Below are 11413 nucleotides of genomic sequence, written 5' to 3' on the forward strand. Positions count from 1 at the left end.
ACTTTCCTATCATAGGATATTAATATACAATTCCGCATTTACTCAAGTCTTAGCAAGATATAAAACATAATAGATTTCGAATTATACTTTTATCAATATCATAACTTGACTCATAATTTACCATTCTGTAGTAACACTATCCATCTATAACTGTAGTAGCGAGAACTACCACAAAATACCCTAAATATATCTTGGCTACAAGAGTATTTAAAAGTTATTTTAGGAATAAATTTTAATAGCTTATTCAATTAGTTTCCAGATTATTAGAATACTAGGATAGCCATTATCTTTTATATTGATTAATAAATACATTTTTTCAAAACATTATAAATAACTAATTAACACTAATAATTTGATTACAACATCTATGTTTAGCTACCTGTTAAGATAATTGGATTTTCATTTTGTCTTTTTATTTATATTTATATATAAAAGAGTATCTTCCACGAATTATGCTAGTCCTGACTAGGATCACAACTGATATTTTATTATTTTTGCATCGTTAGGTCATAACTTGGCTATTTATTATAACTTGATCAATCTTCGATAAAATTGCTGAATATATACTGACAAATGATTTTACTATCACGTACATTCTCAGAAGCTGACAACTGCCTCAAATTTAGTTGATGATTTTTCTATGTTTTAGCCTAAAGTTTTAACGTATTCTAATTAATTTCAGATAACTAGTACACACTCTTGCAATACTAGGTTTTGGATAATATTATTTTTGATCTAAATTATTTCATAATACTAGCAGATCTTCGTCATAATGTTCCAGATATCATGTTTAGTATTATCAGTATCAGACCACTAATTGTAAATGCTTGCTCTTATTTCCCAAGGCTCTTATTTTCGATGTTAATATCTTCCTTTCAGTATTAAATAAGGGAAAATAAGCTAGAATTTAAATGTTTCAAGTATTTCATCTTTCCATGGGCTCCATGCTGGAAACTCTGAAAACCCAGACTTATATAATCCAACATTTTGCTAATACATTAGTGGCAAATCAATTGACCCATATCAGTTTGATAAGTATTAGTGTGATTTTTACAGCTGGGCTATTTACTAGCTTTACTCCCTGTATGCTTTCTATGCTGCCTATAACTATTGGTTACATCGGTGGTTATGAAGATAAAAGTCGTCTAAAGGCTACAACTCAATCTACATGGTTTGCCTTTGGACTAGCAACAACTATGGCAGGTTTGGGTATTGCAGCAGCTGCAATTGGGAAGGTTTATGGGCAGATTGGTATTGGTTTACCTATTATTGTAAGCATAATTGCGATTCTCATGGGTCTAAATTTACTGGAGGCTTTGCCATTAAAAATGCCCAATTTGGGAGGGATTGATTGGATTTCTCAGGAACTACCACCAGAAGTAAGGGCATATTTAGCTGGTTTAAGTTTTGGTTTAGTCGCATCACCATGTAGTACTCCTGTGTTAGCAAGTTTACTGGGCTGGGTTGCTAACACCCAGGATTTGACCTTGGGTGGTCTTATGCTACTTGCTTATACTCTTGGTTACGTAACTCCTCTGATTATAGTAGGTACTTTTACTGCCTCACTAAAGAGGGTCCTGAAATTGCGTCGTTGGTCAACATGGATTAACCCTGTTAGTGGTGTATTGCTCTTAGGATTTGGCATATTTTCCTTGATGTCTCGGATTCCCATTAGTAGTTTTAATTAATGACTTTAGATAATACAACTAACAAAACATCAAAGTTGTGGCTTAATGGGCAAAGACTTTTGCCCAGGGGTTTTTTGCATTTAATTACAGATTTACGTTTGGCAATCATTCTACTTTTACTCATAGCTCTATTCAGTGTAACTGGCACTGTAATTGAGCAGGGTAAACCACCTAGTTTTTATCAGGCTAATTATCCGGAAAGCCCAGCCATATTAGGTTTTTTATCTTGGAAAGTAATCCAGTTATTGGGGTTGAATGATGTTTACCGGACTTGGTGGTTTTTGGTATTAATTATATTTTTTGGCATAAGCTTATCTGCCTGTACCTTTACCCGCCAATTGCCAATGCTAAAAGCTGCACAACGGTGGAAGTTTTATGATAAACCACAGCAGTTTACCAAGCTGGCATTGAGTGCAGAGTTTAATTTGGACCAAAATAATTATGCTTCCATAGAAAAACTGAGCAATTTATTAAATGATTGTCATTATAAAGTCTTTCCAGAACAGCAAGGACTCCTATATGCCCGCAAGGGGATTATTGGAAAAATTGGGCCAATTATCGTACACATTGGTATTATTACAATCCTATTAGGTAGTATCTGGGGAGCACTAACTGGTTTTGTTGCCCAGGAAATGATACCCAGTGGAAGTACTTTCAAAATCAAAAATATTGTAACTACCGGGCCTTTTGCAGTAAAACCACTTGCTTTAGACTGGTCTGTGCGGGTCAATCGCTTTTGGATTGACTACACTGCCAATGGCAGAATTGATCAATTCTATTCTGATATGTCAGTATTAAATGCTCGGGGAGAAGAAGTTGATCACAAAAAAATTTTTGTTAACGAGCCTCTACGCTACCAAGGTATAACTTTTTACCAAACCAGCTGGAATATTGTGGGGGTGAAAGTCCAAATTAATAACAGTCCTATTTTTCAATTGCCAATGGCTGAAATTGATAAACGAGGTAAAGGTAAGCTATGGGGTACTTGGATTCCCACTAAATCAGATTTGAGTTCAGGAGTTTCACTTGTTACTAACGATTTACAAGGTACAGTATCAATTTATAATTCTCGAGGTGAACTAATTACTATCTTACGTACGGGAATGTCTACTGAGATTAATGGAGCAACCTTGAAATTGTTAGATATAGTTGGAAGTACTGGCTTGCAAATCAAGTCTGACCCTGGAATAATAGGAGTCTATACAGGTTTTGCTATTTTGATATTTGGCGTGGTAATCAGTTACTTTTCCCACTCACAAATTTGGGCATTGCAAAAAGATTGTAGGTTGTACATTGGCGGAAAAACTAATCGTGCTCAAATTACTTTTGAAAAAGAAATTTTGTATATTTTCGATCAACTTGATTATTCCCAGGAGAAATAAAAATCCCGGTTATTTAAATCAAAAATTGTATGTGTTTATGTCTAAATACAAGATCGCCTATTCCAAGTAATTAAACAGAAAAAATAACTTTTCAAAGATAAAAACTTTAGAATAGTTATTAGAAAATATTAATCTCAAAGTTTATTTCGATATTGTAACTGATTCAACTGTTATTTAAAATCAGTTTAATAAAAAATTTAAACAACCGTCTCAAATTTGTAAATATTTGGATTGATGTATTAGCATTCCTAAAGATTTATAAGTTGAAAATAATGCAAGTAATTCATACAAACTATACATACAAACATGATGTTTTATAATCTTTAGAACGATAGATATTTGAATAAGCAACAAAAGCTAAAAAACTTCTTGTCATGTTTTCTCATATTCCCAAACTTTTCTGTATCTCCCTAAAGAGTTTAACCTTTATAGTTTTAGTTAGCAGGGGCATTACATTTTCAGATTAAGAGAATTAGAAGAAAACTTATTATGTATATTCAACCGTTACTCAAGAATTTTCCATATTTAAAACCTAAACCCCAAACTCAGTCGTCAATATGGCTAATTAATATTAATGATTATTCTGACTATATTTTGTCTCGACTATCATATGCACATTGCCGCGAGGAGAAAAATCTGCCTTGACAGTTGCTTCTAGAGGATCGCAAGCTTCTACAAAATCATCAAGTATTTGATTTGCAGATTCCTCATGGGATATATATTTATCTCTATAGCCATTAATATAAAGTTTCAGGGCTTTGAGCTCCATTACCTTCTCATATGGTATATAGGTAATGTAAATAGTGGCAAAGTCTGGGTATCCAGAAAAAGGACACTTGCAGGTAAATTCTGGCAGACTAATGTTAATATTATAATGACGGCCAATGCGCGGATTTGGGAATGTAATTAGTTTGCCCTCTACAATATTCCTTTCGCCATATTTTACGGTCTGGTTGAAGGTTGATGTAGTTTCTTGTACCATAGAATAAATGATTAATTAGTAATATATTATCAGGGTCAGTTTCAATTGAACTACTCTAAGAGTTAGTCTATAATATCCGAAAAAATCGGTATTTTCATCCCTAATTATACATGCTAACAATCTGCAAACATAATTATAATTAAATTTCTATAAACAGACTATGATAAAAAATGCAAACCATGCACACTAGTATCCCAAGTAATTAATCCACTCTATACGTGGAAACCAAGTTAAAATCTCTTATTGTATTTTAATATTATAAGATAGAATAATTCAACATTCTGATAACCCGATCAAACAAACCTTCACAATCTGTATTGACGAGTTTATACATTTTTTTATTCAGTGAATTCGGAAAAATAATATGGTATCCCATTAAAACAGACAAGAAGCTTCACTACTTTATAGTTTACATATTGAATAGCTTTCCAAAAACTTTTGCCTAACTTTTCTCTAAATCTAATAGATTAGAAACCAGTGATTTGGAAAATCCAGACATAGATACATAAAAGAAAATATCTATAACCCCCCAGCATTTAATCCAAATGGCAGGATTGCATGAACGAGAAATAAGTAATAGAGTCCTTTACAAAGGAATATCACAAAGTTAGTAATTACTATTTATCTTCTTGTAGGCGTTTTAATTCTTCCTGTAGGCTTAAAACCCGTTTTCGTAAACCATATACGCTAACTGTTGAGGAGCTTTCTTTTGTCGACTGCCCACCCTCGTCCAAAATCTCAATATGGCGAGGTTCTGAATCTCCTTTTTTCTTATATTCAACACTATATTCTGACTGGGCTTTATATTGGGATTGTGCCTTTTGAGCTTGTCTCATCATATCTTCGATAAAAAGACGGGCTTCTTCGGTGTTCATTTCCCCCCTTACCACCATTTCATCAGCTAGTTTTTGGATGTGCGACTGCAAGTCGATTAATGCATTACCAGTCTTCTCACCCGCATAAGAGGCTATACCTACACCAATATAAAAGGCTTTTTTTACAATGTCTCCAAAACCAGGCATTATGGCTATTAATTCAATAGAGTGGGCGACCCGGAGACTAAGCCTACCATAAGCGTCTCTTATTGCTGCTACCTTCCGGTCCTGACAAAGTTCAAGTGTCATGGTTGCATAGGTCCAGGTCTTATCCGAGTATAACACTAAATGCGCAGATTGTGTATTGTTAAGTAACAACTCGCCATTCATTTAGTTGATAGTTAATACAATCATGTTTTACTAGGGGGTCAGCTTCTACAATTGCCTGGGCTTCATCAAGTGAATTAGCCTCAAACAATAACATTCCTCCCCCTCTTTTTGCCCAATAGCCACTTTTGGCCTTGTGCCCTTTGGAAATTAGCTCTTGCACGTAAATTGTATGGGCAGGCACATATTTATCAAAGGTAGATTTATCAACCTTACCTTCCTCTATCCTGACAAACCAGGTCATTGCTATTTTCAGTCCTATGTATGCGAGTAATTTTAATTTTAATTATCCCCATTTTTGGTAACACTTGAATCAAATTTTTGGAGAAGGTGTATGTTTTAATTCTTTAGCAAATAAAATTATTGTAATTTCGACCTTATTGACTTTTTAAAATAAGGGTTTATTTTTTTTGAAAATAGTTTCTTTTGTTTGAGATGTGAGTTGCTAGTCAATCAACTTAACTCTAGCCCATAAATTTGTTAGAAAACAGAAATTAGTAAGCTGGTTAAAACTTTAAAAATAAAGCTACTCAGTTAGGCTGTTGGGTTATAAATTAAGAGTATTAATATAACTAATAACCAGATTGAAAAGGGGAATTCATAGGGTTGTAATGAGAACCTACTTATTCCCATCTGTAAGCAACAAGTAAGTTTTACTCTAAACTTAAAAGGAACAACCTCTAATCTTAATTTTGAACTCAAATAATTCTCAATGATATTTGAATTTAGTAGAACTTCTACCTAAAAGAGTATAAGAAAATACTCAGTCAGTAAGTTAATTATCCGTTTTTTTAAGTGATACCTGTACCAGTATTGGATACTATGGCAATACAAGAGTATTTGATAACAATTAAAATAGAGTGTTTGATGAATATATAATCCCACATGAATATAGAAGATAGAAATCAAATTTGATTTCTATCTTCTATATAATAGGCTCTTAAGTAAGATAAATGAATTAGTATTGTGTGAATTCATAGTCAAAATTTTTACGTAAAACTAGTATTTTCTTACTTATCATTTTCTATCTGAATTCAATGACTCTATATTCTAACACTAAGGAATTGATGGATACTTGAAAAGTATTATCACACACTATGATATCTTTTATAACCATGATTATATTATTCATATAGCAGTAATATTAACTACTTGAGTTAATATAATAATTCTTATACTTGGTAAGTTTATACTAATATTAAATTCGGTATATAATTTGTTTTGACTGCTCAAGCTTATTGTTCCTATTAATGAGATTCTACGGTGTATTATCAATAATCAAATCTACATCTTCATAAATATTTCCAATATCAAAACGAACATCAACGCTGGCAAAATCAACTTTATTGCCCCTCGTGTAGGGAAATAGTTCCCAGCGTCCATATTCATTACGACGAAAACATTCCACACTCATAATATCTTGGGAAATTAATACATACTCTTTAAGAGTTTTCAACTGTCGGTAATCAGCAAATTTTTTCCCTCTATCATATGCTTCTGTCATATCTGATATGATTTCTACTATAAGACAGGGGTAGCGTTTAAAATACTTGTACTCTTTATCCCGTAAATCTCCAGTTAAAAGTATATCAGGATAAAAATAACGATTGATAGCCTCTATTTGTACTTTCATATCAGCCATATATACCCGATAACCCTTGTTACGAAGCTGGCCTAATAATAGAGAAGCCAAATTTAAGTTTATAGTTACATGGGCATCACTTCTCGTACTAGAAACTTGATATACTTGGCCATCAATATATTCATGCTTAATAGTGCTTATTTTCTCTTTATTTAAGTATTCTTGCCCTGATATATAGTATTCGTTTTGAATCAATACCATTGTTTCTTACAGAGTATTTAAGAGGTCTATAAACCTATTCTAACTAAACGAGGAATCTACGAGGTTATTATATATTGATTATTTATTTTATTTTTTTTGATTAGATTATGGGTGTATGAATACTTGTAGTATTAATTGAAGTAATTATATACAGATTTACTGTTAGTACTTACGAATAAAAAATATATTTATTCTCTGCTATATATTCAACACTAATAACTCAAATATTTTATAAATAACTCTAATTTTAAGGGAATACTTAAAAAAAATTCTTACAGATAAATAATTATACTAATAGGCTCATTTAGAATACATTGCATAATTATAATATACAAGTATTTCTATACTTGTAGCAAAATTTATGTTCCTTGAAACAATTAATAGTACTCCGTCAGCTATTGAAAATGCTGCATTTTCAATATACATATTTGTCTTTGCTTTTCATTACTTAAATCTATCAGACTATTATTGAAGTTTAATAATGGGATTGGATTTATTAAATTTGTCTTAAGGAGTTACTTCACAATTCTTTTTCTTAACTGGAGTTTACTAAGGAAAAATAATGTACTTGATAATGATGATATTATTAAATCATATTTTTAAAATAAATTGCATAATTTTCAAGCATATTTTTTTGCTAAATCAATTATTTATTAATTTTTCAGTTATATAAGAAAAATATTTGAAATATTTATAGTTTATCTATGAGATTGGCATTTAATGCAGATATATTGGCTTGGTAGCTGTACACAGTTAAAAAGCAAGCAATAAAAGATGAAAAGACTATAAATCACAAGTTAAAACTTTAAAATTTACTCTAATATATCCAGTTTTTACTATAGATAAAATAGTAGTAACTTTTAATAGAAGAGTCTACTACAATCATGTTAGTATTTTTCCTATAGTACATAATTACGGTAATATTATATTTATTTTAGTGGCCTCATTCATAGTAATAATTTATAAATGATTGCTATACTAGCATATATGTAATTTTTCTTGTATCTCTTAAAAAAGAAAGCTAGATAATATCCTTATAATCATAATAATTCCAAAGATATCGAGTTAATATAGGAAAGGAAAGTTACAGTCGAGGCTTGTATGTATTATATGTAATAATAGAAATGTAATAATAGAAAACTTTTTGGTAATTTTAGACCCCATATTAAAATCTTCACAGCCTGCTGATATTTTAATCATAACTATTGTTAGATTATAGGACTTTCATTAGAGGTTAATGTACAAATCTAACAATTACATAGAGTTCAGACACTTCGGATTAAAACTCAAGCTAATTCTAAATGTTTCTAATGCAATAATTAATCCTCAGCAGTTTTTTAAACCTATTCAATTTGGTCTAAAATTCATTTATAAAATGCATAAAATACCGGCAAAGTTAAGGCTTTCATAGTAAGTGTACATTTCAATTTTGACCAGTATCTATTTTATAGATTAGCCTTAAATAGTTTTACCCTAGCCTGTAATAAATTTAGTTATATCATGGGAAAACTAATTACATGAAAAGATGTTACTATTTTAGGAGTTCACATACATACAGAATTAGTCCAAAGTCTAAAATCAAGATACCTTCTATGAAGTAAATAGCAAAATATTAGTGATGGCAAATTACTAAAATCGTAGTTTTCTTATTTTTAATAGAGTTTCATCTGATTCTAGCTTCCTATCCTGCAAATTCATTTGAATTTAAAAGTAAAGTTAATTATACTCTAAGTGAATTAAGGGGACAAAATTTTTCTGGACAAGATTTATCAGGAACATCTTTTGCTGGTGCAGATATGCGCGGGGCAGATTTTCATGGAGCCAATTTAGAGGGAACTATTTTAACCAAGGCTTACTTTTTACAAGCAAACTTAGGGGGTGCAAATTTTGCTCAAGCTTTTAGTGACCGCGTTACTTTTGATAAAAGTGATTTAACTAATGCAATTTTCACATATTCTCTACTTACTAGTAATACTTTTTACGGAGCTAATATAGAAGGAACATACTTTTCTGGCGCTTTAGTTGATGCTTATCAAGCAATGTTAATGTGCAAGCGAGCATCAGGAAAAATACCCTACCAGGTATATACACAAGGGTAAGCCTGGTTTGTCATGAAAATACCTAATTAACTTAAATAGGTTTGTAATTTTATCCAAGTTTTTGGCGATTATCATTTAATAATGAATACTTTTATTTGGATTATTTAATTATTATTTGATTTAAGCTGACAGTAATTTTAGCAACTACGAAAAAGCATTGAGGTTTTAACTTAAATCCTAAGGCGTCCCTAAAAAACATAATATCCAGTTATTAATTCATAATCTAAAGTAGCTAATAGATGAGCTGAAATTATCAAAAGGCTTGGTTGTTAGGTCACAGATGGAAATCACTTAGGAGTTCCTATCCCATTGATTTATTAGCAGTAATTATATACTAATATTGTCGGAGATAATTGTGGTATTTTCAAGTATCAACTTAATAAACAATTCTTGTAATCATGTATTTTAGAGCGAAGATAAGTCTTTAACTTACAAGTAAGACTAAAACTAAAAAGGTAAATTGTAATAATTATTTATAGGTAGTATTAGGGATAGCTTATCTTTAAGTTCTTGTAGTATTGATACATAATCACGTTATAAATAACAATTTAATCTACCATGATAAGTATTTGCATGCTTACCACTCATGATGTTATTCCCCATATCCTCATTTTATGCTTTTTTCCAACTTATTCAGTTTCAATAATCTAGACTTGAGTAAATTTCGTTGAGTATTTTTTAAGTTACAGGCATAGATTCTACTCATGCTAATATATATTATTTATAATCTAGATAGTCAATAATCTATGTTGAAAGAAATTTGTCATATAAAATATACTTAATTTATTCAAATACTCTGGCTGATTTAATGTCATTATAAACAATAAGTTAACTATATTTAATCACTTGCTAGGTTTATTGACTATTTTGTTTTTTTTATCTTTTTTTATAATTTGAATTTAAAGATTACTCATACAGATTTTTAGTAGAAATTTTCTTTTTTACCATCTGTCTTTTAATCCTAGAGCCTAATTCAATATATAAACAGGGCTGAATAATATTCTGTACCTTTAGTTTGTAATATTATTCAGCTAAAACTGGTAAACACGCTACAAGAAAAAGCAAGCTACCCCAACATAACATCCAATTTGACATTTAAGATGCATGTTAAGATTAGCTTTGCTGCGCTAGGATGATGAAAGATGTAAGTGTATACTTTACACTATTAAGCCCTTGCATATACATCGCTAGGAGGCACAAATATTACGGAGACTAAAAACCAGGAAAAAACTAGCATGGTCAATCAGAAATCAACTGCTATTGCTGAAATTGGGTTCACACATGAGGATTTTGCTGCCCTACTTGACAAATACGATTATCATTTCAGTCCAGGTGACATTGTACCCGGTACAGTTTTCAGTATAGAGCCGCGTGGCGCTTTGATTGACATCGGTGCTAAAACAGCAGCATATATACCTATACAAGAAATGTCTATAAACCGGGTTGATAGCCCGGATGAAGTTTTACAGTCCAACGAGACCAGGGAGTTTTTCATTCTCACTGATGAGAATGAGGATGGACAATTAACTCTTTCCATCCGTCGAATTGAGTATATGCGTGCTTGGGAACGTGTAAGACAGCTGCAAGCAGAGGATGCAACAGTCCGCTCAGGTGTGTTCGCTACCAACCGTGGGGGTGCATTAGTTCGCATTGAGGGTTTACGTGGTTTTATCCCCGGTTCTCATATTAGTACCCGTAAGCCAAAAGAAGATTTATTAGGCGAAGAACTTCCACTAAAATTTTTAGAAGTAGACGAGGAACGTAACCGATTAGTATTGTCACATCGTCGTGCCTTAGTTGAGCGGAAAATGAACCGTTTAGAAGTGGGCGAAGTGGTAATTGGCACAGTGCGTGGTATCAAACCATATGGTGCATTCATTGATATTGGTGGTGTTAGTGGTTTACTCCACATCTCAGAAATTTCCCACGAGCATATTGATACGCCCCACAGCGTCTTCAACGTGAATGATGAGTTGAAAGTCATGATCATCGATTTAGATGCAGAAAGAGGTCGTATTTCTTTATCTACCAAGCAGTTAGAGCCTGAGCCAGGTGACATGATTAAGAATCGTGACTTGGTATATGATAAGGCAGAAGAAATGGCTGCTAAGTACCGTGAACAACTATTTGCCAAAGAGCAAGGAATTACTGTTGAATCAGAAGTTACTGCGGAAGATATTCCATCTGCTACAGAAGAAGTGGTAGAAGCTGCTGCGG

At 32.0% G+C, this 11413-nt stretch carries 8 protein-coding genes, 1 other RNA gene and 1 pseudogene; 5 read left to right on the top strand and 5 right to left on the bottom strand.

Annotated features, from left to right (window positions below):
• The first annotated feature begins 944 nt into the window (after positions 1–944).
• Both RINTHH_RS01050 and RINTHH_RS01055 read left to right on the top strand, forming a co-directional pair.
• Positions 945–1688 (top strand): cytochrome c biogenesis protein CcdA, encoded by a 744-nt coding sequence (locus RINTHH_RS01050; RefSeq protein ID WP_044304329.1) that lies wholly within the window; start codon positions 945–947, stop codon positions 1686–1688.
• The gene (locus RINTHH_RS01055) at positions 1688–3070 is read left to right on the top strand and encodes a cytochrome c biogenesis protein (protein ID WP_008231801.1); all 1383 of its coding nucleotides are present in this window, start codon (positions 1688–1690) and stop codon (positions 3068–3070) included. Before RINTHH_RS01050 ends, RINTHH_RS01055 begins: the two co-directional genes overlap by 1 nt.
• Positions 3071–3641: 571 nt before the next feature.
• Here the strand turns inward: RINTHH_RS01055 and queF are convergent.
• From queF to RINTHH_RS01075, 5 genes are all read right to left on the bottom strand, one after another.
• The gene (gene queF / locus RINTHH_RS01060; RefSeq protein WP_008231802.1) at positions 3642–4052 is read right to left on the bottom strand and encodes a preQ(1) synthase; all 411 of its coding nucleotides are present in this window, start codon (positions 4050–4052) and stop codon (positions 3642–3644) included.
• 617 nt (positions 4053–4669) lie between these two features.
• Positions 4670–5074, bottom strand: coding sequence for a phasin family protein (locus RINTHH_RS01065; protein WP_008231803.1), 405 nt, complete (start codon positions 5072–5074; stop codon positions 4670–4672).
• Positions 5075–5098: 24 nt separating this feature from the next.
• Positions 5099–5195: signal recognition particle sRNA small type (gene ffs, locus RINTHH_RS10285), an RNA gene on the bottom strand.
• Between the two features lie 39 nt (positions 5196–5234).
• Entirely contained in the window at positions 5235–5498 is a 264-nt protein-coding gene (locus tag RINTHH_RS01070; RefSeq protein WP_008231804.1) for a YciI family protein, read from the bottom strand.
• A 1014-nt stretch (positions 5499–6512) separates the two neighbouring features.
• Positions 6513–7097, bottom strand: coding sequence for a Uma2 family endonuclease (locus tag RINTHH_RS01075; RefSeq protein WP_008231805.1), 585 nt, complete (start codon positions 7095–7097; stop codon positions 6513–6515).
• 1670 nt (positions 7098–8767) lie between these two features.
• Here RINTHH_RS01075 and RINTHH_RS11435 point away from each other — a divergent pair.
• From RINTHH_RS11435 to RINTHH_RS01085, 3 genes and pseudogenes are all read left to right on the top strand, one after another.
• Positions 8768–8893: pseudogene (locus RINTHH_RS11435) on the top strand (pentapeptide repeat-containing protein); the annotation flags it as partial.
• Positions 8894–9196, top strand: coding sequence for a pentapeptide repeat-containing protein (locus RINTHH_RS01080; protein WP_008231806.1), 303 nt, complete (start codon positions 8894–8896; stop codon positions 9194–9196).
• Between the two features lie 1235 nt (positions 9197–10431).
• Positions 10432–11413, top strand: a 982-nt coding sequence (locus tag RINTHH_RS01085) for a 30S ribosomal protein S1 (protein WP_044304322.1), incomplete at its 3' end; no start/stop codon positions are given.

The organism is Richelia intracellularis HH01 (genome assembly GCF_000350105.1).
In the GTDB taxonomy this organism is placed as follows: Bacteria; Cyanobacteriota; Cyanobacteriia; order Cyanobacteriales; family Nostocaceae; genus Richelia; species Richelia intracellularis.